The organism is Nocardioides ginsengisoli, from assembly GCF_039537225.1.
In the GTDB taxonomy this organism is placed as follows: Bacteria; Actinomycetota; Actinomycetes; order Propionibacteriales; family Nocardioidaceae; genus Nocardioides; species Nocardioides ginsengisoli.
Map to the genome: position 1 here is coordinate 120,733 of NZ_BAABAC010000040.1, position 23,910 is coordinate 144,642.

At 72.4% G+C, this 23,910-nt stretch carries 21 protein-coding genes; 13 read left to right on the forward strand and 8 right to left on the reverse strand.

The window, feature by feature from the left end; genetic code table 11:
* Positions 1-71 precede the first annotated feature (71 nt).
* Positions 72-800, forward strand: a complete 729-nt coding sequence (locus AB4880_RS21115) for a nitroreductase family protein (protein ID WP_367921183.1) — start codon at positions 72-74, stop codon at positions 798-800.
* Complete coding sequence (locus AB4880_RS21120) at positions 797-2,788, forward strand: ABC transporter ATP-binding protein (protein ID WP_367921184.1); 1,992 nt, start codon at positions 797-799, stop codon at positions 2,786-2,788. The genes AB4880_RS21115 and AB4880_RS21120 overlap by 4 nt, the downstream gene beginning before the upstream one ends.
* A gap of 69 nt (positions 2,789-2,857) precedes the next feature.
* Here AB4880_RS21120 and AB4880_RS21125 read toward each other — a convergent pair whose 3' ends face one another.
* Positions 2,858-4,054, reverse strand: a complete 1,197-nt coding sequence (locus AB4880_RS21125; RefSeq protein WP_367921185.1) for a PucR family transcriptional regulator — start codon at positions 4,052-4,054, stop codon at positions 2,858-2,860.
* Positions 4,055-4,164: 110 nt separating this feature from the next.
* On the opposite strand from AB4880_RS21125, the gene AB4880_RS21130 reads away from it, so the two are divergent.
* Positions 4,165-5,856 carry a PHA/PHB synthase family protein gene (locus tag AB4880_RS21130; RefSeq protein ID WP_367921186.1) on the forward strand — a complete coding sequence of 564 codons (1,692 nt, stop codon included), beginning with the start codon at positions 4,165-4,167 and terminating at the stop codon, positions 5,854-5,856.
* 11 nt (positions 5,857-5,867) lie between these two features.
* On the forward strand, positions 5,868-6,680 hold the full coding sequence (phaZ, locus tag AB4880_RS21135) for a poly(3-hydroxyalkanoate) depolymerase (RefSeq protein ID WP_367921187.1): 813 nt from the start codon (positions 5,868-5,870) through the stop codon (positions 6,678-6,680).
* Here phaZ and AB4880_RS21140 read toward each other — a convergent pair.
* The gene (locus tag AB4880_RS21140) at positions 6,671-6,859 is read right to left on the reverse strand and encodes a DUF1918 domain-containing protein (protein WP_367921188.1); all 189 of its coding nucleotides are present in this window, start codon (positions 6,857-6,859) and stop codon (positions 6,671-6,673) included. The two genes, phaZ and AB4880_RS21140, sit on opposite strands and share 10 nt — an antisense overlap.
* Positions 6,860-6,915: 56 nt before the next feature.
* Between AB4880_RS21140 and AB4880_RS21145 the strand changes: the two genes are divergently transcribed.
* The 3 genes from AB4880_RS21145 to AB4880_RS21155 all read left to right on the forward strand — a co-directional run bounded on the left by AB4880_RS21145 (position 6,916) and on the right by AB4880_RS21155 (position 9,532).
* A complete protein-coding gene (locus AB4880_RS21145; protein WP_367921189.1) occupies positions 6,916-7,416 on the forward strand; it encodes a DnaJ family domain-containing protein in 501 nt (166 codons plus the stop codon).
* A gap of 133 nt (positions 7,417-7,549) precedes the next feature.
* Positions 7,550-8,638 carry an HpcH/HpaI aldolase/citrate lyase family protein gene (locus AB4880_RS21150; RefSeq protein ID WP_367921190.1) on the forward strand — a complete coding sequence of 363 codons (1,089 nt, stop codon included), beginning with the start codon at positions 7,550-7,552 and terminating at the stop codon, positions 8,636-8,638.
* Positions 8,639-8,641: 3 nt separating this feature from the next.
* Positions 8,642-9,532, forward strand: a complete 891-nt coding sequence (locus AB4880_RS21155) for an HpcH/HpaI aldolase/citrate lyase family protein (RefSeq protein ID WP_367921191.1) — start codon at positions 8,642-8,644, stop codon at positions 9,530-9,532.
* Between the two features lie 189 nt (positions 9,533-9,721).
* Here AB4880_RS21155 and AB4880_RS21160 read toward each other — a convergent pair whose 3' ends face one another.
* From AB4880_RS21160 to AB4880_RS21170, 3 genes are read right to left on the reverse strand one after another with little or no spacing between them, the layout of a single operon-like run.
* Complete coding sequence (locus AB4880_RS21160; protein ID WP_367921192.1) at positions 9,722-10,090, reverse strand: GntR family transcriptional regulator; 369 nt, start codon at positions 10,088-10,090, stop codon at positions 9,722-9,724.
* Positions 10,087-10,920, reverse strand: coding sequence for a hypothetical protein (locus AB4880_RS21165; RefSeq protein WP_367921193.1), 834 nt, complete (start codon positions 10,918-10,920; stop codon positions 10,087-10,089). Before AB4880_RS21165 ends, AB4880_RS21160 begins: the two co-directional genes overlap by 4 nt.
* Positions 10,921-10,969: 49 nt before the next feature.
* Positions 10,970-12,154 carry a PucR family transcriptional regulator gene (locus AB4880_RS21170; protein WP_367921194.1) on the reverse strand — a complete coding sequence of 395 codons (1,185 nt, stop codon included), beginning with the start codon at positions 12,152-12,154 and terminating at the stop codon, positions 10,970-10,972.
* 93 nt (positions 12,155-12,247) lie between these two features.
* On the opposite strand from AB4880_RS21170, the gene AB4880_RS21175 reads away from it, so the two are divergent.
* Both AB4880_RS21175 and AB4880_RS21180 read left to right on the forward strand, forming a co-directional pair.
* The gene (locus tag AB4880_RS21175) at positions 12,248-13,381 is read left to right on the forward strand and encodes a ferredoxin reductase (protein ID WP_367921195.1); all 1,134 of its coding nucleotides are present in this window, start codon (positions 12,248-12,250) and stop codon (positions 13,379-13,381) included.
* 29 nt (positions 13,382-13,410) lie between these two features.
* Positions 13,411-14,652 carry a fatty acid desaturase family protein gene (locus AB4880_RS21180; RefSeq protein ID WP_367921196.1) on the forward strand — a complete coding sequence of 414 codons (1,242 nt, stop codon included), beginning with the start codon at positions 13,411-13,413 and terminating at the stop codon, positions 14,650-14,652.
* Positions 14,653-14,757: 105 nt separating this feature from the next.
* Here the strand turns inward: AB4880_RS21180 and AB4880_RS21185 are convergent, their stop codons facing one another.
* The 3 genes from AB4880_RS21185 to AB4880_RS21195 all read right to left on the reverse strand — a co-directional run bounded on the left by AB4880_RS21185 (position 14,758) and on the right by AB4880_RS21195 (position 18,235).
* Positions 14,758-15,456, reverse strand: coding sequence for a helix-turn-helix transcriptional regulator (locus AB4880_RS21185; RefSeq protein ID WP_367921197.1), 699 nt, complete (start codon positions 15,454-15,456; stop codon positions 14,758-14,760).
* Entirely contained in the window at positions 15,434-16,138 is a 705-nt protein-coding gene (locus tag AB4880_RS21190; protein WP_367921198.1) for a hypothetical protein, read from the reverse strand. Before AB4880_RS21190 ends, AB4880_RS21185 begins: the two co-directional genes overlap by 23 nt.
* 147 nt (positions 16,139-16,285) lie before the next feature.
* Positions 16,286-18,235: a hypothetical protein gene (locus AB4880_RS21195; protein ID WP_367921199.1), complete on the reverse strand. Its 1,950-nt coding sequence runs from the start codon at positions 18,233-18,235 to the stop codon at positions 16,286-16,288.
* Positions 18,236-18,395: 160 nt separating this feature from the next.
* On the opposite strand from AB4880_RS21195, the gene AB4880_RS21200 reads away from it, so the two are divergent.
* From AB4880_RS21200 to AB4880_RS21215, 4 genes are all read left to right on the forward strand, one after another.
* On the forward strand, positions 18,396-20,429 hold the full coding sequence (locus AB4880_RS21200) for a hypothetical protein (RefSeq protein ID WP_367921200.1): 2,034 nt from the start codon (positions 18,396-18,398) through the stop codon (positions 20,427-20,429).
* Positions 20,426-21,175, forward strand: coding sequence for a CDP-alcohol phosphatidyltransferase family protein (locus AB4880_RS21205; RefSeq protein WP_367921201.1), 750 nt, complete (start codon positions 20,426-20,428; stop codon positions 21,173-21,175). Before AB4880_RS21200 ends, AB4880_RS21205 begins: the two co-directional genes overlap by 4 nt.
* Before the next feature lie 5 nt (positions 21,176-21,180).
* On the forward strand, positions 21,181-22,092 hold the full coding sequence (locus AB4880_RS21210; protein WP_367921202.1) for a glycosyltransferase family 2 protein: 912 nt from the start codon (positions 21,181-21,183) through the stop codon (positions 22,090-22,092).
* 369 nt (positions 22,093-22,461) lie between these two features.
* A complete protein-coding gene (locus AB4880_RS21215) occupies positions 22,462-23,874 on the forward strand; it encodes a cellulase family glycosylhydrolase (RefSeq protein ID WP_367921242.1) in 1,413 nt (470 codons plus the stop codon).
* The last annotated feature ends 36 nt before the right edge of the window (positions 23,875-23,910 follow it).

Here is a 23,910-nt window from a genome sequence, read left to right on the forward strand (position 1 = left end):
AATTACCTAGGTCGGGGAGCAGCACACGACCGGCCGTCCGGCTCAGGGACCGGGTGGGATGATGTGCCCCGATGGACTTCACCGAGGTGGTACGACGGCGCCGGATGACGCGCGCCTACACCTCCGACCCCGTCGACCCGGCGGTGCTCGAGCGGGCGCTCGACCACGCGACCCGGGCGCCGAGCGCGGGCTTCTCGCAGGGCTGGGCGTTCGTCGTCCTCGACACCCCGGAGACGGTCCGCGGGTTCTGGGAGGCGCAGGCCGACACCCGCTCCCCCGACCGCTGGCTGGCGGGGATGATGAGCGCGCCCGTGGTGGTCGTGCCGTGCGGTCGACGCGACGCCTACCTCGACCGCTACGCCGAGCCGGACAAGCGCCGGGCGGGCCTGCACGAGCACGACGAGAGCCGGTGGGCGATGCCGTACTGGCACCTCGACACCGCGATGGCCTCGCTGCTGATCCTGCAGTCGGTGATCGACGCCGGTCTCGGCTGCTGCTTCTTCGGGCTGGTCCCCCACCGGGTCGACGCGGTGAAGGAGGCGCTCGGTCTGGTCGACACCGACGACGCCGAGGCGCCGCACCCGATCGGCGCGATCACGATCGGCCACCCGGCCGACCGGGCGACCGGCGCGCAGGGCTCGGCGAGCCGGCGCCGTCGTACGCCGTGGCAGGAGGTGGTCCACCGCGGCCGCTGGGGCGCGGGGTGGGAGGGAACGGCCGGCAGCGCGGCGGGAGGCGCCGCCGGCAGCTCGCTGCCCCCCTCTGCGCCGGAGACACGCTCGGCCAGGGAGACGCAGTGAGACCGAGTCCCGTGATCACCCACCTCGACCCCACCGACCTGCGCCGGCGCGAGCCGGTGCTGCCCCGCGTGGCGCGGCTGCTGCGGCCCTACCGCGCCAAGATCGGGCTCGTCCTGGTGGCGGTCGTGGCGTCGGCGGCGCTGACGTCGGTGGTCCCGTTCCTGACCCGCGCGGTCTTCGACGACGCGCTCTTCCCGCTCCACGGCGGCCCGCCGCGGCTGCACCTGCTGGTCTGGCTGGTCGTCGGGATGTGCGTCATCCCGGTGGTGACCGCGCTGATCGGCATCGGGCAGAACTGGCTGACGTCGACCGTCGGGAACTCCGCGATGGCCGACCTGCGCGGCGACCTCTTCGAGCACCTGCAGAAGATGGAGCTCGCGTTCTTCACCGCGACCAAGACCGGCGCGATCCAGTCCCGGCTGGCCAACGACGTCGCCGGCGTGCGCACCGTCCTCACCGACACGGCCACCACCATCGTGCAGAACACGGTGACCGTGACCGCGGCCTTCGTGTCGATGGTCGTGCTGTCGTGGCAGCTGACGATCCTGACCCTGATCCTGATGCCGCTGTTCGTGCTGCTGCAGCTGCGCGTCGGACGGCGCCGCCAGCGGCTCGCCCGGCGCACCCAGGAGTCGCTGTCGGAGATGACCGCCATCACCGAGGAGGCCCTCTCGGTGAGCGGGATCCTGCTCGCGAAGGTATTCAACCGCGCCGAGTCGGAGGTCGAGCGCTACCGCGAGGCCAACCGCCGCCAGACCCGGCTGCAGGTCGAGCAGGCGATGACCGGCCGGACCTTCTTCGCCGTCGTGCAGACCTTCTTCGCGATCACGCCGGCACTGATCTACCTGGTCGCCGGCTGGATCATCACCGGCAAGCTCCCGGTCGGCGCCGACGCGCTGACCGCCGGGACGCTGGTCGCGTTCACGACCCTGCAGGGGCGGTTGCAGATGCCGCTGCTGCAGCTGATGCGGGTCTCGCTCGACGTCCAGACGTCGCTGGCCCTCTTCCGCCGGATCTTCGAGTACCTCGACCTCGAACCCGCGATCACCGAGCGTCCCGGCGCGGTCGCGCTCGACCCCGACCAGCTGAAGGGGCGGGTCGAGTTCCGCGACGTCCGCTTCCGCTATCCCGAGCCGCGAGCACTGTCGGGCACCGCGCACCAGGACCGGTTCGGCGAGAGCGGCGTGCGCATCGACGAGTCCGCCGAGTCCGCCGGGGACGCCGACGAGGCCGCCCAGGACGCCGCCGTCCAGGCCGGCTGGGCGCTCGACCACGTCTCGCTCGTGGTCGAGCCCGGCCAGCTCGCCGCGATCGTCGGCCCGTCGGGCAGCGGCAAGACGACGGCGACCTACCTGGTGCCGCGGTTCTACGACGTCTCCGAGGGCGCCGTCCTCATCGACGGCTACGACGTCCGCGACCTCACCCTGTCCTCGCTCGCCGACGCGGTCGGGATGGTCACCCAGGAGCCCTACCTCTTCCACGGCACGATCCGCGACAACATCGCCTACGCGCGCCCGGGCGCGACGCCCGAGCAGATCGTGCAGGCCGCGCGGGACGCCAACATCCACGACCGGATCATGAGCTTCCCCGAGGGCTACGAGACGATCACCGGCGAGCGCGGCTACCGGCTGTCCGGTGGCGAGAAGCAGCGGCTCGCGATCGCGCGGGTGCTGCTCAAGGACCCGGCGATCCTGATCCTCGACGAGGCGACGTCGGCGCTCGACAACGAGACCGAGCGGCTGGTCCAGGAGGCCCTCGAGCGCGCGACCCGGTCGCGCACCACCATCGCGATCGCCCACCGGCTCTCGACCATCCGCTCCGCCGACGTCATCTTCGGCCTGGAGGACGGACAACTGGTCGAGCAGGGCAGCCACGACGAGCTGCTGGTGGCGGGCGGCCTCTACAAGCGCCTGTACGACGAGCAGTTCTCGCGCGTGCCGGCCACCGCGCCGTGGTGCGACCCGCGCCGCGCCGACGTCTCGCTCTAGCCCCGACTCACCGTCGTACCGGACGTTGTGGTCGCTAAACAGGCGATTTCGCGACCCGAACGTCCGGTGCTACCCGAGACCGAGGATCCGCGCGCACTCCAGCGCGACGTACAGCTCGGCCGCGTCGACCGGGCGCGCCAGGTCGCGGCCGGTGACCTCCTCCATCCGCCGCACCCGGTAGCGGACGGTGTTGCGGTGGACGTGCAGCTGCTGCGCGGCGGCGGACGTCGAGCCGCCGGCGGCGAGCCAGGCCCGGGCGGTGTCGATCATGACCGCCCGGTCGTCGGCGGGCAGCGCCAGCACCGGCGCGAGGACGGCGTCGACGAGCATCCGGGCCTGGTCCGTGCTGCTCGCCAGGAGGACGGCGAGCGGGTGCTCGCCGAAGCGGAGCACGTCGCGCGAGCCGGGGGTCGCCGAGGCGCAGGCGACGCGCGCCTGGCGCCGTCCCTCCTGGGCGTCCTCGAGCCGCGGCAGCACCGTGCTCACGCCGACCCGCGCCCGCGCCAGCGGGCCGAGTACGGCGAGCAGGTGGTCGGCGCCGAAGCCCACGCGCAGCGCGACGACGCCCTCCTGGTGGTCGTGGTCGAGCCGCCACGCGGACGCGGCATTGGTCCGGCGCAGCACCCGCTCGACGTCCGGCAGGCCCTCCTCGCCGGGCGTCGGGCACTCGGCGGAGACGACGACGAACGGCCCGGTGCGGCCGAGGTCGAGGATCCCGGCGGTCTCCCAGAGCTGGCTGGTGCCGTTGTCGTCGCCGTCGAGGAGCGTGCTGACGAGAACCGAGCGCATCTGGCCGTCGCGGCGGGCCTTGTCGGCGAGCGCGCCGCGGTAGGACTCGGTGACATAGGCGGCGAGGTCGTCGCTGACCGCCCACACGTCGGCGGCCGCGCGGAGCAGGACGTCGCGCACCTCCGGCTCGGCGCGCGCGACGAGCACCTCCCAGATGAACCGCCCGCCGAGGCGGAAGGCCGCGAGCACGGCGGCGTACGGCATCCCCTGCTCGGCGCGGGCCATGCCGGTCGCGCGCGGGCTGTCGAGGCTCGCGTCCGGGTCGCCGGCGAGGACCCGCAGGATGTAGTCGACATTGGCCGTGCACGAGGCGACGACGTCGTCGAAGCCGACCAGCTCCCCGTCGGCGTACGCCGGGATCTCGTCGCGGATCCGCTCCGCCATCGCGACGCCGAGCTCGGCGACCTCCGGCAGCAGCCGACGACTCAGATCGCGGACCTCGGGCTCGACATCGGCCTCCTGCGTGCGCTGCGCCACAGGGCCAAGGTAGGGCGAGCGGCTCCGTTGTGCACGTGCACACCGATCCCCACCCGAACTCGGTGCACACAGCCGAAGCGCCAGGCCCCGAACCGGCGGAGGCTTGTCGCATGACCTCCTCGACCGCCACGCAGCTCGCCGAGACCGCGGCCCCGCTCGACGTCCTGCTCGTCGACGCGGCCCTCGGCCCCGTCCGCCGGTTCGTCCCGGACAGCTCCACCGCGCGCTGGGCGGTGTCGCTGGCCCGCAGCCCCCGCACGACCGTACGACGGCTCGGCGCCCTCGCCGGCGAGGCCGCCCGGGTCGCCGTCGGGACCTCCCAGCTCGCCCCCCGCCGCGGCGACCGCCGGTTCACCGACCCGGCGTGGACCGAGAACCCGCTGCTGCGGCGCCTGGTCCAGCTCTACCTCGCGAGCGGTCAGACGATCGACCAGCTGGTCGACGACGCCGACCTCGACCCGCGCGACCGCAAGCGGGTCCGCTTCCTGCTGGAGAACGTGGTCGAGGCGATGTCGCCGAGCAACGTCCCGCTGGTCAACCCGGCGTCGGCGAAGGCCGTCATCGACACCGCCGGGTTGAGCCTGGCCCGCGGCGGCGCGCAGCTGGTGAAGGACCTGGCGTCGGCGCCGCGGATCCCCGACATGGTCGACACGTCGGGCTTCACGCTCGGCGAGAACGTCGCGGCCACCGAGGGCGCCGTGGTGTTCCGCACTGACGTGCTCGAGCTCATCCAGTACCGGCCGCAGGGCGACGAGGTCACCGAGGTGCCGGTGCTCGTCGTACCGCCGACGATCAACAAGTTCTACGCCGTCGACCTGGCGCCGGGGCGCAGCCTGGTCGAGCACAGCGTCCAGCAGGGCCGGCAGATGTTCGTCATCTCGTGGCGCAATCCCGACGCCCGCCACGCCGCGTGGGACTTCGAGACCTACGTCCGCGCGATCCTCGACGCGCTGGAGGCGGTCGAGGAGATCACCGGCAGCGCGCGGACCGTGCTCGGCGGCATCTGCTCGGGCGGCATCCTGGCGAGCATCGTGGCGTCGTACCTCGCCGGGATCGGGCAGCAGGACCGGCTCGCCGCGCTCGTCCTCGCCGTCACCGTGATCGACAACGCGGGCGCCGGCACGGTCTCCGCGCTCAGCGACCCCAAGCTCGCGGCGCTGGCGAAGGCGCGCTCGGCCCGCAAGGGCTACCTCGACGGGCGCGCGCTGGCCGAGGTGTTCGCGTGGCTGCGGCCGAGCGACCTGATCTGGAACTACTGGGTCAACAACTACCTGCTCGGCAAGAAGCCGCCGGCCTTCGACATCCTGTTCTGGAACGCCGACACCACGCGGATGTCGGCCGGGCTGCACGCCGACTTCGTCGACCTCGCGATGGAGAACCAGCTGACGCGGCCCGGCGTGCTGACCGTGCTCGGCGTCCCGATCGACCTGGGCGCGGTCACCGTCGACAGCTATGTCGTGGCGGGCATCGCCGACCACATCACGCCCTGGGAGAACTGCTATCGGACGACGCAGCTGCTCGGCGGCGAGACCCGGTTCGTGCTCTCGACCAGCGGCCACATCGCCGCCCTGGTCAACCCGCCCGGCAACCCGAAGGCGACCTTCCACACCAACGACGAGCACGGCGCCGACCCGAAGGCCTGGCTGAAGGGCGCCGAGACGCACCAGGGCACCTGGTGGAACGACGTCTCCGGCTGGCTCGAGGAGCGCTGCGGCGAGCGGGTCCCCGCGCCGAAGGAGCTCGGCTCGACCCGGCTGCAGCCGCTCGCCGAGGCCCCCGGCACCTACGTCTTCGACAAGTGAGGTCGCATCCGTTGGAGCTGCGCAACCTGACCGTTCTCGGGCACGAGATCCGGGCCGCGGTCCGCCCCGGCACCGAGCCCGGCCCGCCTCTGCTGCTGTGCAACGGCATCGGGGCCAGCCTCGACCTGCTGCAGCCGTTCGTCGACGCGCTCGACCCCCGGATCGGGGTCGTGCGCTTCGACGTGCCCGGCGTCGGCGGTTCCCCCAATCCCAGGCTGCCCTACAACTTCGCGCTGCTGACCCTCGGCGTGGGGCGGATGATGACGGCGCTCGGGTTCGACCGGTACGACGTCCTCGGCATCTCGTGGGGCGGCGGGCTCGCCCAGCAGATCGCCTTCCAGCAGCCGCGCCGCTGTCGCCGGCTGGTGCTGGTGAGCACGGCGACCGGGTCGCTGATGGTCCCCGCACCCCCGAGCGTGCTGCGCAAGATGGTGACGCCGCAGCGCTACCGGGACGCCGACTACGCCGTCCAGGTCGCAGCCGAGCTCTACGGCGGGCAGATGCGCGACCGGCCCGACGACGTACGTCGGCTGATGCACGCGCACTCCCGGGTCGGCTCGCGCCGCGGCTACCTGCTGCAGCTGCTCGCCGGCGCGGGCTGGTCGAGCCTGCCGGCGCTGCCCCTGATCCGGCAGCCGACGCTGATCCTCGCCGGCGCGGACGACCCGATCATCCCGCTCGTCAACGCGCGGATCATGGCGCGGCTGCTCCCCGACGCGCGACTGCACGTCTACGACGACGGGCACCTCGGACTGGTCACCAGCGCGGACACGCTCGCGCCGCTGGTCGCCGACTTCGTGCGCGACGACCTGGGTCAGGACTGAGCCGGCACCACGTGGGCGTCGGCGCCGGGGAAGGCGAGCGACTCGTGGCCGTCGTCCCAGCGCACCAGGTACGGCGGGCCGCCGTCCTCGCCGCGGACCTCGATGACCTCCGCCTCGCGGCGGTGCGTCGAGTCGGTGTGGGCCTCCACGACCAGGCGATCGCCTACCTTCGCGTGCATTCCTCCACGATCCTCCGCACCGGGCGGGGCTGCAAGGGGCGAGGCATAGTGGGTGCATGGAGGAGCGCCCGACCCCCGATCCCGACCGGGACCAGACGGCGGCGCGCGCCCGGATCGAGCAGCAGCACACGTGGGTCGACCTGCAGGTGCGGCGGGCGATGGAGCGCGGCGAGTTCGACCACCTCCCCGGCGCGGGCAAGCCGATCGCCGACCTCGGCGCGGAGCACGACCCGGACTGGTGGGTGAAGCGGCTCGTCGAACGCGAGCGGCTCGTCGTCCTGCCGCCGGCGCTGCAGCTGCGCAAGGACGACGCCACCCTCGACGCCGCGCTCGACGAACTGGCCTCCGAGCGCGAGGCGCGGGCGTTCGTCGAGGACTTCAACGCCCGGGTCATCCGCGCCCGGTACACACCGGTCGACGGCCCGCCCCTGATCACCATGCCGCGCGATGTCGAGGAGACCCTGGACGCGTGGCGGGAGCGGCGGGCCGCCCGTCGTACGGCATCGGTCGCGGCGCCCGCGCCGCACCGACGCCGGTGGTGGCGGCGCCGCGGATAGGCGAGATATGTCTCATACCCGAGCGGGGTGACTCGCCGGTAGGTTGTCGAGCCGTGAGTGAGCGAAGCGAGCGAACCATCGAAAACCGGGTCACCAGTGACTCATGCCCGCGCCGGGCGAAGCGAGGACGGGCATGAGTCACAAGAGCGCCAAGGACTTCTTCCGCCCGCTCGCCGTCGGAGCCCCGCTTCCGCTGCGCGAGATCCCCGCCCGGCCGAGCCGTGCGATCCACTTCTTCGACCCGAGCAACGAGAAGATGGCGGCCAAGATCCCCGCCATGGTCGGCACCGTCGACGTCCTGCTGGGCAACCTCGAGGACGCGATCAAGGCCGACAACAAGGTCGCCGCGCGCGAGGGCCTGGTGAGGATCGCGCAGTCGACCGACTTCGGCCCCACCCAGCTGTGGACCCGGATCAACGCGCTCGACAGCCCCTGGGTGCTCGACGACCTCACCACGCTGGTGCCGGCGATCGGCGACAAGCTCGACGTGATCATGGTCCCGAAGGTGCAGGGTGCCGAGGACATCCACTACGTCGACCGGATCCTCGCCCAGCTCGAGGCGAAGGCCGGACTGGAGCGGCCGATCCTGATCCACGCGATCCTCGAGACCGCCCGTGGCGTCGCCAACGTCGAGGAGATCTGCGGCGCCTCCCCGCGCATGCAGGGTCTCTCCCTCGGCCCGGCCGACCTGGCGGCCGACCGCAAGATGAAGACCACCCGCGTCGGTGGCGGCCACCCCGGCTACCTGGTGCGCGAGGACGCCCCGCGCGACGCCGACGGCGGCTTCCGGTACGACGCCGACCGGTTCCGGTTCCAGCAGGACCTGTGGCACTACACGATGGCGAAGATGGTCGACGCCTGCGCGACCCACGGCATCTACCCCTACTGGGGCCCGTTCGGCGACATCAAGGACACCGTCGCCTGCGAGGACCAGTTCCGCAACGCCTTCCTGCTCGGCTGCGTCGGCGCCTGGTCGCTGCACCCGGTCCAGATCGAGATCGCGAACCGCGTCTTCTCCCCCAGCGTCGAGGACATCGCCCACGCCCGCCGCGTGGTCGCCGCCATGGGCGACGGCACCGGCGCGGTGATGATCGACGGCAAGATGGAGGACGACGCCTCCCTCAAGCAGTGCCTCGTGCTCGTCGAGCTCGCCGAGGAGCTGGCCGCGATCGACCCCGTCCTCAAGGCCACGTACGACGCCATCGAGACCCCGGAGGCCTGACCCATGTCCCGCCAAGAATCGACCACGTTCAAGCCCCTGCGCTCCGTCCTCTACATGCCCAGCTCGAACGAGCGGGCCCTGGAGAAGGCGAAGACGCTGCCCGCCGACGCGATCATCTTCGACCTCGAGGACGCCGTCGCCCCCGACGCCAAGGTCGCCGCCCGTGCCGCCGCAGCCGCCGCCGTCCAGTCGGGCGAGTACGGCAGCCGCCACCTGATCATCCGGATCAACGGCATCGGCACCGAGTGGCACGACGACGACATCAAGGCCGCCGCGGCCGCCGGGCCGGACGTCGTCCTGGTGCCCAAGGTCAACTCCGCCGACGAGGTCCGCCAGCTCGTCGACGCCCTCGCCGCGGCCGGCGCGCCGGAGAAGACCACGCTGTGGGCGATGGTCGAGACCCCGATCGGCATGCTCAACGCGCTCTCCATCGCCACCGCGTCGGAGCGCCTCTCCGGCTTCGTGATGGGCACCAACGACCTGGTGAAGGAGCTGTACGCCGAGCACGTCCCCGGCCGCGGCCCCGTCATCACCGGCCTCGGCCTCGCCCTCCTCGCGGCTCGCGCCGCCGGCATCGTGATCATCGACGGCGTCTACAACGACGTGAAGAACATCGACGGCTTCCTCGCCGAGTGCGAGCAGGGCCGCCAGATGGGCTTCGACGGCAAGACGCTGATCCACCCGGGCCAGGTCGAGGGCGCGAACACCGCCTTCGCGCCGTCCGAGCAGGCGGTCGCGGACGCCCGCGGCCTTATCCAGGCGTGGGACGACGCACGCAAATCGAGCGGCGCCGGCGTGGTCACCTACAACGGCAAGATGGTCGAGAACCTGCACGTGGAGTCGGCGGAGCGGACGCTCGCCATCCACGAGGCGATCCAGGCGCTGGCTGTCTGAGTCGGCTCGCTCGCGGCTTCGGGCCGGTCACCCTCCGGGGTGGCCGGCCCGGCTGCTTGTGGGGCGCGGACGATCATCGACCCGGCAGAAGTTTCCGCCGGGTCGACGCATCTCGCGAGCCAGTTTGTGCCGGGTCGGCGAGGCAGGCGGCCACGAAGCCGATCTTCCCGCTCGCCACGCTCCCGCCGGTCACTCCGGCGTGGCCCGCGCCCCCGGCCCCAGCAACCGTTCGATGAGGTGCAGCGAGGCCCGATCGTCGAGGCCGAGCGCGCGCACCCGCTCGACGTACGCGATCGCGGCCTCGCGCGCCGCCCGCTCCACCCCCGACCCGGCCACGAAGCTGCCCGCCCGCCCCCGCGTCTCGATCAGCCCCGCGGACTCGAGCTCGCGGTAGGCGCGCGCGACCGTGTTGGCCGCGACGCCGAGGTCCTGGGCGAGGCGGCGGACGGTCGGCAGCCGGTCACCGGCGCGCAGCCGCCCGTCGTCGATCTGCTCGGCGAGCTGCGAGCGGATCTGCTCGAACGGCGGCAGCGCGCCCGCCGGGTCGACGGTGATCACGGGGTCGCGCCGACCACCACGACCTGCGTGGCCGGAAGCTCGGGCCACAGCCGCCGGCGGAACCGGTCGCGGCCGACGGCGAGCGCCAGTAGCGGCGCCCACCCGGAGGCCAGGGGGAGGTACTGCCATCCGCCCGACTCCGGCCCCAACCCGTGGTAGGTGACCTGTGCAAGCACCCACCCGACGACAGCGAGCTCCAAGAGAGACTGCTGGATGCGGCTGGCCCGCCAAGCGTCCTGGAGGAACAGATGGGCAGCATCCGCGGCCGGCTCGGGTCGCCGGCACCAGGCCATGATCACCGCCACCGCGGCCACGACCGTCAGCGCCACCGTGGCACCGGTGACGGCGGCCGCAGGCTGGTGGCGGTCGATGCCGACGACGATCGCGCCGAGGGCGCTGGCGAACCAGACGACGAAGCAGCACCAGGCCACCGGATGCACCAGGTCGCTCGGCCGCACCACGCGCACCCGCGCCACGCTCGGGCGCCCCGGCGCCACCGGGAACTCTCTGCCGGCCCACGCGACCCCGACCACGAACCGCGCGGCGACCACCGCCGCGCCCACTGGTGGGAGCACCGCCATGACGTTGTCGTACGGCGCCTGGAAGGCGATCGCGAAGACCACCGCGGCCACGGCCAGCACCAACGCGTGCGCGCGCCACGCCCACCGCTCGGCGCGCATGACCAGCGCGGCGAAGTCGTCGTCGATCAACAGCCGGTAGCGGTACGCGAAGCCCAGCCCCGCGCGGAACAGCGATCGATGCGACGGCCGGCCGTACCACGCCGCGAAAACGAGCAGCGCCACGACGAGCGCGACCTCGAAGCCATCCATGGCCCACATGCTACATAACTGCACTCTGTAGCAACCCCGAACGCCCCGATCACCCCTCCTCCACCGCCAGCGCGATGGTCAGCGCCAGCACCGCGTCCGGGTCCTCCAGCCGGTCCCCGAACAGCTCGCGCAGCTGGGTCATCCGGTACCGGATCGTCTGCGGGTGCACGAACAGCGCGGAGGCGACGTCGTCGCGCCGTCCCTGGTGCAGCAGCCAGGCCCGCAAGGTCTCGCGGAGCTTGGCGGCGGTCGCGGGGCGCAGCTCGTCGAGCGGCGCGAGGACCTGGCGGCGCAGGTCGGCGAGGGCGGTGGCGTCGGCGGTGAGGACCAGGCGCGGGAGGTGGGCCTCGGTGTCGCCGGCGAGGCCGAGGGCGCGCGCCCGCAACGCCCGGTCGTACGACGCACGCACGTCGAGCCAGTCGCGCGCGGGGCCGACCAGGCAGTCGCGGCCGCGGACTGCCCGCAGCAGCGCGGTACGACGGCGGTCGTGGGCGTCCGGGACCAGCAGCAGCACGGCGCCGTCGAGCTCGGGGAGGTCGGCGGCCTGGAGGGTCCCGCGGCGCATCGACGGCTGCACCGCGCCGACCTGCGACTCGGGGACGATGACGGCGGTCAGGGTGGTCGGGACGCTCCACTCGGCGCGCTCGGCCGACGCGAGCACGGTCGCCTCGGGGGCGCCGGCGAGCAGGTGGCGGGCGAGCCGCTCGGTCATCCGCTGCCGGATCCGCCCCTCCGACGCCGACTCGTCGCCGTGCCCGGCGACGCTCGCGGCCGAGAGCTCGTCGATGTAGGCGAAGACCAGCTCGGCGAAGGACGCCATCGTGGCGGGCGAGAGGCCCTGCTCGACCGCCTTGGCCGACAGGTGCTGCCACGAGACCCGCGCGCCGATCCGGTACGCCGACAGCAGCGCGTCGGTCGTCCGGCCGCTGCGGACCTCGCCACGGCCGAGCTGGTAGGCGCCGTCGACGGCGGAGGAACGCGGAGCGAGAGCGTCCGGGCCGCGCTTGTCGCTGATCAGTGACAGGAAGCCGCCGAGCGCGACCTGGACCGCGCCGCGAATGGTCTCGCCCATGGGACCGCCGAAGGCGTCCTCGTAGGCGGGGACCTCCTGGATGATCTGGTCGACGACGTCGTCGGCGACGGCCGGCAGCTCGGCCCGGATGGCCGCCACCGTCTCGGGCGGCAGCAGGACTGCCTCGTCGGACCGTGGCCGGCGCACCACTCGTCGGGACATCTCGCCTCGCTTTGTCTTTTGCGAACAAAACCACCGAGTAGATTCACCGGCTCTGGACATGAGTTTAGCGCGATCGACTGGGACTCTAGAGGTGTGAGTACGACGACCGACACCGTGCGCCCCACCCGGCTCCGCACCGGCCTGCGCTCCCTGCTCGACGCGGCGGTCACCCCGCTGTCCGTCGACGACCTCCTCGACCACTTCGCCCCGCTGCGCAACGGCGCCCAGGCCGGCCTCCAGGGCCGGATCGTCGCCGTCGAGTCCGAGACCGCCGACGCGGCGACGATCGTGCTCAAGCCGGGCAAGGACTGGAACGGGCACATCCCCGGCCAGTACGTCCGCGTGGGCGTCGACGTCGACGGCGTCCGCCTGTGGCGCACCTACTCGCTGACCCACGGCCCCCGCCGCGACGGCCGGATCTCGATCACCGTCAAGGCGATCCCCGGCGGCGCGGTCTCCCAGCACCTGGTGCGCACCGCGCGTCCGGGCCAGATGCTCCAGCTGGCGCAGGCCGAGGGCGACTTCGTCCTCACCCCGCCGCAGTCCGGCAGCCGCCAGAAGCTGCTGCTCATCACCGCCGGCTCCGGCATCACGCCGGTCATCGGCATGCTGCGCAACCTCTACTCGCGCAACGAGGCCGCGGCTCGCGCCGCCTACGACATCGTCCTCGTCCACTCCGCGATGAAGCGCGACGAGGTCATCTTCGGCGCCGAGCTGCGCGCCCACGCCGACGCCGGCCGACTCCGCCTCGTCGAGCGGCACACCGACACCGACGGCCTGCTCACCATGGCCGACCTCGAGGCCGAGGTCCCCGACCTGGCCGAGCGGACGGCGTACGCCTGCGGCCCCGCGGGCCTCCTCGACACGCTCGAGGCCTACTACGGCGAGCGCCGGCTGACCCTCCACACCGAGCGGTTCCGCCCGACCGTCGTCGACGTCGCCGCCGAGGGCGGCACGCTCACCTTCGCCGGCGGCTCCGCCGCGAGCGTCGAGACCGACGGCTCCGTCCCGATCCTCGACGCCGCCGAGTCGGCCGGCGTCCTCATGCCGAGCGGCTGCCGGATGGGCATCTGCATGGGCTGCGTCCTGCCCATGAAGTCCGGCGCCGTGCGCGACCTGCGCAACGGCGAGCTCACCGTCGCCGTCCCCGGGGAGACCCACCCCGACGGCGTCAAGATCCAGACCTGCATCAGCGCCGCCGCCGGCGACTGCACCTTCGACCACTGACCACCCCGAGAGACGCTGAGGACCCCGCGATGACGACGATCACCAACAAGGCCCAGAACCCGACCGCGCACCTCTCCCCCGACGACATCGAGGCGCTCGGCGCCGAGCTCGACGCGATCCGCCAGTCGGTCCTCGACGCCCGCGGCGAGACCGACGCGGCCTACATCCGCACGATGGTCGACGTCCAGCGCAAGCTCGAGCTCGGCTCGCGCGCCGTCCTGCTGGTCAGCGCGTTCCCGCCGGCCTGGCTGCTCGGCACCGCCGGCCTCGCGGTCGCCAAGATCCTCGAGAACATGGAGATCGGCCACAACGTCATGCACGGCCAGTGGGACTGGATGCGTGACCCGAAGATCCACTCGACCACCTGGGAGTGGGACAACGCGTCGACCGCCGACGGCTGGAAGCACTCGCACAACGAGGTCCACCACACCTACACCAACATCGTGGGCAAGGACAACGACCTCGGCTACGGCATCATGCGCGTCGACGAGGAGCAGCGCTGGTACCCGCTCTACCTCGCGCAGCCGCTGTGGAACTTCATCAACGCCTGCTTCTTCGAGTACGGCATCGCCGCCTACGACCTCGAGCTCGGCCGCAACCTGCGCACCCCCAAGGAGAAGCGCAGCGAGGAGTTCAAGCGGAGCCTCACGAACACGCTGAAGAAGATCCGCAAGCAGGCCACCAAGGACTACGTCATCAACCCGGCGCTCGCCGCCCCGACCGGCTCCTTCCTGCCCGCGCTCGCCGCCAACTTCACCGCCAACGTGATCCGCAACATCTGGTCGCACTCGGTGATCATGTGCGGCCACTTCCCCGAGGGCGTCGAGACCTTCGAGCTGAAGTCGATCCCGGAGAAGGAGACCCGCGGCGAGTGGTACCTCCGCCAGATGCTCGGCTCCGCCAACATCTCCGGCTCCAAGCTGATGCACATCATGACCGGCAACCTCTCCCACCAGATCGAGCACCACCTCTTCCCCGACCTCCCGAGCAGCCGCTACGCCGAGGTCGCCCCGCAGGTGCGCGCGATCTTCGAGAAGTACGGCCTCAACTACCATTCCGCCCCGCTCCCGCAGCAGGTCGCGAGCGCCTGGCACCGCGTCGTCCGGCTGTCGTTCCCCAACGGCTGGCTGGCCACCACCAACGCCAAGAACCTGCCCTCGCAGCTCAAGCTGCTCTACGCGATGACCACCGCCGACAAGCGCAAGCGTCGCGTCATGCAGCGCCTGCTGGAGAGCGCGGCGGCCAAGAAGGAGATGGCCAAGGCCGCCTGAGCCTCGCCTCAGCGGTCTCACCCGGCGGAACTGTCGGGTTCCGGCGCCAGAAGCAGCAGGAATGCCGGGTACGACGGGGCCAGGCCGACGACGTCGGCCGCCCCGTCACACCCGCGACCGCGGGAACACCTCCAACGCCCGCCGGTACATCGCCACCGCCGCCAGTTGCGAGTCCACGCCCAGCTTGCGGCGCAGCGACTTCACCTGACTCCGCACCGTCGCCTCGGCCACGCCCGAGGCGCTGGCGATGCGCTGCACCGACTGGCCGTCGTACAGCGAGCCGAGGACCTCGTACTCGCGGTGGGTGAGCTGCTCCATCCGGCGCACGAGGGTGCGCTGCTCGTCGGCGACGCCCTCCCACTCGCGGATGGCGCGCTCGCGCAGGACGTCGGGGGTCGGGGAGCGGCCGGCGAGGGTGTCCCGGATGGCCTGGGCGAGACCGGCCGTGGTGGTCGTGGTGGGCAGGACGCCGGCGGCACCGGCGGCGAGGACGGTGCCCCAGCGGGGGCCGAAGTCGCTGTCGGTCAGGACCAGCCAGCGGATCGGGCCGCGGCTGACGAGGACCTCGACGTCGTGCAGCAGGTCGGGGGTGCGGAGGTCGCAGAGGATGACGCCGACCGAGGCGCCGCTGCGGGCGATGGCCTGGCGGAACGACGGGCGTCCGCCGCGATCCGGCCATTCGAAGAGCACCGGGGCGAGGCCGCGGCCCTGCAGGGCGGCGGAGATCGCCTGACCGACCAGGCGGCGCTCGGCGACCAGCGCGATGCGCCGGACCGGCTCGTCACCGGACGTCGACGTGGACACGGTCGAACTCTCCGCTGAACTGGTCGGCCGACCGGGCGTCGATCCGACCGCTGACGCCCACCTTCGCGCCGATCGAGACCGGCTCGCGGTGGAATGCGACGTTGCCGGGGTCGCGCGCGACGACCCAGCTCTGAGGTGGCTCGCCGCCCTGCAGGTCGTCCAGCCGCAGCCGCACCTCACCCGCGCGGCGGACGCAGCTGATGCGATACCAGCGGTCCGGTGTCACCGGCTTCGTTGCCTTCACCAGCACCTCCCCACGCGATCCGACCAGCCGACACGACGGGATGCCGTGATCGACCTGCAGCTTGTACTGCGCGCTGCCGTCGAACCGGCCGCGCTGCATCAGGTTGTCGCCGTCGTCACCGGGCCGGCCCGCGGTCGGCGGGTCGGCCCGGAAGTCGAGGCCGAAGTCCAGGTCGTGCGTGCCGGGACTGAGCAGATCCGGCTGGCCGATGTCCGGCCAGACGACCATGACGGCGGCACGCACCGGCCCGGTCCGCGAGTGCGGCGGCGTCCGCACCGCCGCGCCGCCCCCGAGGCCCTCGACCCAGATCAGCCGGCCCCCGCCCGCGGTCACCACCTCGACCCGCACCGAGGCCTTCCCGTCGTTCTCGGCGCCCGGCACCGGATCCCCCGGGACGACGACCTGGTCGAAGTCGAGCGCCAGGTCCAGGCCCGTCATGTCTCCGTCGACACGCGGTGACGGCGGAGCCGAGAGCGCCGCACCGCGGTCCGCACCACAGCCACTGCATGCCCCCAGAGCACCCAGTGTCAGCAGCACGACCCCCCGCCGGACGTACCGATCGAGGACGACCCCCGTCGCCACGACTCAGCCGCCCCGGCCTGACGCCGTTCCCTGCCCGACGAAGACGATCCCTGTCGACCAGTCCACGCCGTCCACGTTCGGGCCGCCGACGGTCGCGGCCACCCCGGCCGCGCGCGCCGCCTGCGCCGTCTGCACCCAGCCCATCCGGTGGAGCGCCCCCGAGGCCGTCGACCAGTAGAGGGCGTTGCCGGCCACGAACATCCCGCGGACCTGGCGCGGGTCGAAGGCGCCGGCGGGCCCGGAGGCGATCAGCCGCACCGCGCCGACGACGCCGCTCTCGGGGTTGAAGTAGCGGTAGTAGAGGGCCCGCGAGCCCGGCAGCGTGTAGTAGATCCGGCCGCGGTCGTAGAACAGTCCGGTCAGCACGCTCAGGTCGCGGTGCCAGTCCGCGAGCGGCACGATCCGGTCGGAGGTCGCGACCGCCTGCGGCGCGCCGTACGTCGTCCCGTCGAAGGTACGACGGGTGAACGTCCCGTCGCGCGCGCCCACGTAGAGCCAGCCGCCCAGCATGAACGCCCCGGTCACCTGCGACCAGGTCGGCTGGTCCGGCTGCGCGGCGAGCTCGGTCGACGGGCCGGCCGTGCGCCCGTCGAAGCGGCGTGCCCTCAGGTCGTCGCCCAGCGACAGATAGGTCAGCGCGGGCAGCACCGGCGTCGACACGGCCGGGTAGCGCAGGCCGTTGGGCAGCAGCAGCCCGATGCGCGGGTGGTAGGTGTGCGCGATCTGGTCGGTGTCGGACCCGACCCACAGACCGGTCGGCGTGAGCAGCAGGTCGAAGATGCCGACGCCCAGCTGGTGCGTGGGATCCCACGAGAAGGGCAGGCCGTTGACCGGGCTCAACGCGCCGATGCCGGTCCGGCTGACCGCGCCGGGGGCGGCGTTGTTGCGCCCGTTCGGGTTGTTGAACCAGCGCTGGTGACCGCCGACGTACACCGCCGACGGCGTCGCCTCGACGGAGAGGATCGTGTCGCCGCCGGTGTGGTCGATCCAGGACGGCGAGACCGCCCCGCGCGACCCTGTCTCGAAGCGCGCGACCGTGTCACACGGCGTGGTCGGTCCGGTGACACCACCCGTGGTGCCGACGACGAAGTAGGCGCCGTCGGTGGAGAAGTCGAGGGCGCGGACGTAGGTGAAGAAGCTGCCCGAGCAGGTCGCCCGGTACATCGGCGCGTCGAAGGGATCGAGACGCGCGCCGCGGCGGTTCAGGCGCAGCATGACGATCTGCTCGTGCCGCCGGTGCCCGACGCGACGGAAGTTGCCGATGGCAACCAGCCGCCGCTGGCGGGGAGCGATGTCGATCTTGACGACCATCGGCACGCCGAGCCCGCGGCGGTGCACCCCGCGAAACGCCAGCTGCAGGTAGCGCTGCGCCTTGCCCGTCGCCGGACGCAGGGTGGTGAGCACCCCCTGCTTCCGGCCGCCGGCCTTGGTGAAGGCGCCCGCGACGTACAGCCGCCGCTTGTAGAGCCGGAGGTCCTGGACCGTCCCGTTGACCGCCCCCGCGTTGAACCGCGCGATCACCGCGCCGGTGGCGAGCGAGAGCCGGGCGACCCGGTGCCTCTTCACGAGGCCGATGTGCTTGAAGTCGCCGCCGACGTAGACGGTGTTCGCCGGTCCGGGGATCACGACGGCGACCGCGTCGTCGGGGTCGGGGTGGAAGGTGGTGCTGATCCGCCCGGTCACGGAGTCGAACGCCAGCAGCCGGTGCCGGATCAGGGTGGTCGTGCCGTTGTACTCGCGCACCCGCGTGAACGTGCCGGCCAGCACGATCGTGCGGCCGATCGCCGCGATCGACAGCACCTCGCCGTTGAGCACGTGCGGAGTGATCGCGGCGGGTGTCTCACTGACCAGGCCGCCACCGGGCTCGGTCGTCGCGGACGACGACGTCGCCGGTACGACGGCCACCGCGACCCCGACCGCGAGACAGGCCAGGAAGGCCGTGATCCTCGTCATCTGGCGCCCTCCCTCCTACCAGGCACGACGGCGTAGAACACCGGAAATACGGGGGATTCAGCCGACACTAGGACCCCCGAACGGCCCGTGCCGCCATGCGCCGATAGTCACCCAAAATTGGTGAGCCGCGGACGACGAGGCCCGGGGTTCCCTTGCAGGCATGACCTCCACCACGCGTCCGGAGGACCGGCCGGGGCGTGTCGCCAGGCACTGCTTCGTGGTCGGCATCGCCGGCCTGCCCGTGTGGTGGGTGCTCGGTGTCGCGTCGATGGTTCCGCTGGCCATGGCGGTGCCGTTGGTGCGCGACCTGCGGCGACGCCGGCGGGTCGTCGTACCCCGGGGGTTCGGGTGGTGGCTGCTCTTCCTGGCCTGGGCGCTGATCGGCCTCGGGACGCTCTGGGCCGCCGCGCCCGGCGCCGTGGACGACGGCGGCGCGGGCCGGCTGATGGTCTTCGGCTACCGCTTCCTCTGGTACGTCGCGTGCTCGGTCGTCCTGGTCTGGATCGGCAACGCCCCCAAGGACAAGCTGCCCGACCACGTGGTTCACCGGATGATGGCCGTGGTCTTCGTCGTCACCATCGCCGGCGGCATCCTCGGCCTGGTCTCACCGGACTTCTCGATCACCACGCTGGCGCAGCAGGTGCTCCCCCACGGCCTGCGCAGCAACGGCTTCGTGAGCACCCTCGTCTCGGCGGAGGCAGCGGACGTGCAGAAGGTGCTGGGCGACTCGGAGCCGCGGCCCAAGGCGCCCTTCGCCTTCACCAACACGTGGGGCAGCATGATGTCGCTGGGCCTCGTCTACTTCGTCGCGACGATCACGACGATGCGCTCGAAGTGGCGCGCGCTGGCGCCGGTCGTGCTGGTCGTCGCGCTCGTCCCGATCGTATGGAGCCTCAACCGCGGCCTGTGGATCGCCGTCGGCGGCTGTTGCGTCGGGATGCTGATCCTCGCCGCGAGCCGCCGCAACCACACCGCCCTCGCCGGGCTGGTGGTGATGGTCGTGATCGCCGGGGTGGTCCTGACCGCGACCCCGCTGGCCACGACGATCCAGGAGCGGCTCAACCACCCGCACAGCAACGAGCGGCGCTCGCAGCTGCTGGTCGCGACCGTCGACTCGATGACCGCGGGATCGCCCGTCGTCGGCTTCGGCAGCACGCGCAATGTCGCCGGCACGTTCACCTCGATCGCCGGCGGCGCGACACCCGCCTGCCCGGCGTGCGGGGTGCCGCCGCTGGGGACCCAGGGCCAGCTCTGGCTCGTCCTCTTCTCCCAGGGCTGGATCGGGACCCTCTTCTTCCTCACCTTCTTCGTGCTGTCCCTGCGGCGTACCTGGCGATGTCGCACGCTCAACCAGACCGTGGCGACCTTCGTCGTCGCGGTGTTCCTGTTCCAGCTGACGGTGTACGACACCCTCGGCCTGCCGATGATGGTGGTGATGATCGCGGTCGGGCTCGCCTGGCGCGAGGAGCGCACCGGCAACACGCTGAACCTGCCGGGCCGCAAGGCGGTCACGGTCGTCGCGGCCGTCGGCATGGTCGGCGCCCTCGTCGGCGCCGCGATCACCACGGGCGAGGCGCCGCGGCAGTCGAGCACCGTGACCGTGGCGCTGACGCCGTCCCCGACCTATCTGGACGTCGGCGAGGTCGCCCACCAGTTCGCCCGCGAGAGCAGCACCGTCGTGAAGCAGCCCCCGCCGGCCACCGTCGACACCGAGGCCGCGCTGCTGCGCTCGGAGTCGGCGCTGAGCCGGGCCGGGCAGCGGGTGGGGATGAGCGCGTCCGAGCTGCGCTCCGACATCTCCATCTCCGCGCCGCCGCTGTCGACGGTGCTCGAGGTGACGGTCACGACGTCCCTCCAGCACGACCCGGTCCTGACGGCCCGGGCCGTCGCCGATGAGTACCTGAACGAGCGCCGCTCCTATCTCGAGGACCGCCGACTGACCCTGATCGGTCGCCTCGACGAGCGGCTGCTCTCGATCGACCCGAACGACCCGGCCTGGGCGGCCACGCGGACCTACCTGCGCGCCGCCCTCGACAACCTCGCCACGCACCGCCCGGACGCGGGCAGCGTGATCCGGCTGAGCTCGGTCGAGCGGGTCGGCGCCGACCACAGCGTGCCGCTGATGAGCGGTCTCGCCCTCGGTGGTCTCGGCGCGCTGGTCGGCGTACGGCTGCCGAAGCGGGACAAGCGATGACAGACCGACCCCGCGACGTCTGGACCCGGCTGGTCATCGACCCGCTGGCCGATCCGCTGTCGGCTTGGCTGGCGCGCCGGCCCGCCGTCACGCCCGACCGGGTGACGCTGGCATCCGGCTTGCTCGGCATCGCTGCCGCGGTCTGCCTCGCCACCGGGCGGCTGCGGATCGGCGGCGTACTCTTCCTGCTCCGGTTCTTCCTGGACTGCGTCGACGGCAAGGTCGCGCGGCTCCAGGGCTCGAGCTCGCGCCGGGGCGCGCTGCTGGACGTCGCGACCGACGTCCTGTGCGTCTCCGCCGGGTACGCCGCGCTGGCCGGCTGGCTCGTCGCCCAGGACCGGACGCCGCCGGCGGTCGCGGTGGCGCTGCTGGCCACGCTGGCGACGTACGGCTGGACGCTCGCGCACCGCAAGCACCTCGCCGCGGAGGCCGGGTTCGGCTCCGGCGGCTCGCGCCTCTACCTGCGCGACGACGTGGCCCTGATCGGCCCGTGGCTGCGCCTGTGCCGGCGACTGGGCATGAGCCCGGTGCCGTGGGCGGTCGAGGCGGAGACGCTCGTGCTCGGACTGCTCCCGCTGGCCGGTCCCCGGCCCGCGGCCGTCGGCCTCGTCGTGGGGCTGGCGTTCTACGTCGTCGCGACGGTCGTCAACCTGCGGCGGATGTGGCGGATCGCCGGCATGCCCGTGCCGGCCGAGGGCTCCGGCCCCCCCGAGGTCAGCGAGGCCTCCGAGGCGGCAGGAAGGTGACGGCGATGAACGAGGAGTGGCCCGACGTCGACGTCGTGATCGCGACCCACGACCGGCCGGTGCTGGTGCGGGAGGCGATCGACGCCGTCCTCACCCAGGAGTACGACGGCCGGATCCGCGTTATCGTCGTCTTCGACCGGTCGGAGCCCGACCCGACGCTGACCCGGACCGACGCGCGGCGCCGGGTCGACGTCGTCCCCAACACGCGGACGATGGGCCTCGCCGGCGCCCGCAACACCGGGATCCTCGCCGGCACGTCCGAGCTCGTGGCGTTCTGCGACGACGACGACCTGTGGCTGCCCGGCAAGCTGCTGCGCCAGGTGCGCGCGCTGCGGACCGGGACCGCGCCGACCTGCGTGACCGGCATCCAGATCGCGTACGACGGCACCACCACCTCGCGCGTGCCCACGCCCGCCCAGCTCGAGCTGCGCCACCTGGTCCGCCACCGGACCATGGCCGCCCACCCGTCGACCGTGCTCGTACGCCGCGCCGACCTGGTCGATCGGATCGGGCTGGTCGACGAGGACATCCCCGGCAGCTACGGCGAGGACTTCGACTGGATGATCCGCGCCGCCGGCGCCGGCGGCTTCCGGCTGGTCGAGGCGCCGCTGGTGCGCGTGCGCTGGGGCGGCTCGCAGTTCTCGCGGCAGTGGGCGACCATCGTCGCCGCCATCGACTACGGCCTGGCCAAGCACCCCGACTTCAGCGACGACCGCCGCGCGCTCGCGCGGCTGCTCGGGCGCAAGGCGTTCGCTCTCGCCGCCCTCGGCCGCCCCGAGGCGCTGCGCTGGGCCGGCCGCACCGCCCGGACCTCCCCGTGGGAGCCCCGGGCCTATCTGGCCGCCGCCGTCGCGCTCCGTCTGGTGAGCGCGGAGCGGCTGCTGGACCTCGCGCACCGGCGCGGGCACGGCATCTGACACCGGTCCGGGACGCCCGTGAAGTGGCGCAGCCCACCTCGGCGTCCCCAAAAAGAGACCGCCCAGGCGGCGTTCGAGGCGCATCCGCGCCGTCGGCGGTTCCAGCGCGCCCCGGGCGCCACTCGAGGCCGTCTAGACCTGAATGACACTCATACCTAAATTGGGGGAGCATATTTGCCTCGGTCCCTTCAGCCGGTTCCAATCGTGCCGACCAGAAGAGAGAACGAGGGCCGTGCGAGAGAGCTCCCCCACGGCCCCGGATGCGGGGAGGTGGCGTCGTTGCAGTACGCCGAGAAATCAATCACCTACACACGTTGGACCCTCGTGGCAGCGGTCCTCGCGGCACTGTTCGTAGCAGTCGTCGCGGCCGTGCCGCCGGCTCAGTCGAGCCGTCCAGCCAGTGACTCGTTCCCCGTCGGGAGCTTCGAGTCGCACCTCGACGGCTTCAGCGCCGTCAAGGGAAGTCGGGTGTCGATCTCCCGCACCGGCCTCGGCCGCAACAACAGCCGGGCCATGGTCCTGCGGTCCACGGGCAAGGGCCCGGCCGCGACCGTGAGCAAGCACCGTTTCGCCGGCTCGCACGCCGCCGGCACCAAGTACGTCGTCAGCGCCTGGGTGCGCACCAAGGGCGCCCGCAAGGTCGGCCTCCGCGTTCGTGAGGTCGCCGCCGCGAAGGCCGTGCAGACCCGCACCGTCCAGGTCGCGACCAAGCCGGGCGCGTGGACCCGCGTCAAGCTGGCCGTCACCACCACGAAGCGCGACTCGTCGCTGGCCCTCCGGTTCCGGACGCCGCAGATCACGCCGACCGACCGGATCCTGGTCGACGACCTGTCCGTCGTCGCGGCCCGCAAGCCGGTCGCCGGCAGCCCGGTCTCCGGCTCCGCCGGCACCACCGGCGGCACCGTCAGCACGCCCACGGGCACGGCCGGCACGATGAGCAACGGCTGCACCGTCAGCGCCCGCGGCATCCCGTCCTGCGGCACCTTCGTCGGCGCGGCCCACGGCTCCAACACCGACCCGGCCACGCTCGAGTCGCAGCTCGGCCACAAGCTCGCCGTGCACCGCACGTACTACACCTCGACCGGCGTCGCGAGCGCCGTGAAGATGGCGACGTCCGACCTGGCCGCCGGCCGCCTGCCGTGGATCAGCTTCAAGCTGCCCTACAACTGGACCGACATGGCCAACGGCAAGGGCGACGCCTGGGTCAAGGACCTCGCGCAGAAGTTCTCCGCGCTGCACGGCCCGGTCTGGCTGGCCTTCCACCACGAGCCCGAGGGCGACGGTGACATCCAGGAGTGGCGCCGGATGCAGGAGCACCTCGCTCCGATCGTCCGCGCGACCGCCCCGAACGTGGGCTACACCGTGATCCTCATGGGCTACCACGAGTTCTACGGCGCCGCGCAGTACAGCCTCGCCAACATCTGGCCGCACACCAAGATCGACGTCGCCGGCTTCGACATCTACCAGCAGTACGGCGTGGTCAAGAACGGTGTCACCACCACCAAGTGGACCGACTTCAACGCCTACTACCAGAAGATCTCGACCTGGGCGAAGAGCGTCGGTGTGGCCTGGGGCCTGGGCGAGACCGGCGTGACCGACAAGGGCATCGTCGACCGTCCGACCGAGATCGCCAACGACGTCAACCTGATGAAGCAGTACGGCGGCATCGCCTACAGCTACTTCGACAGCGGGCTCAACAGCGTCGCGCCGTGGACGCTCGGCACCACCGCGAAGAAGAACGCCTACGCGAAGGTGCTGGCGGGCTCGCCGATGCTCCCCTGATGCTCCCCTGATGCACCCCTGATGCACCCCTGACTC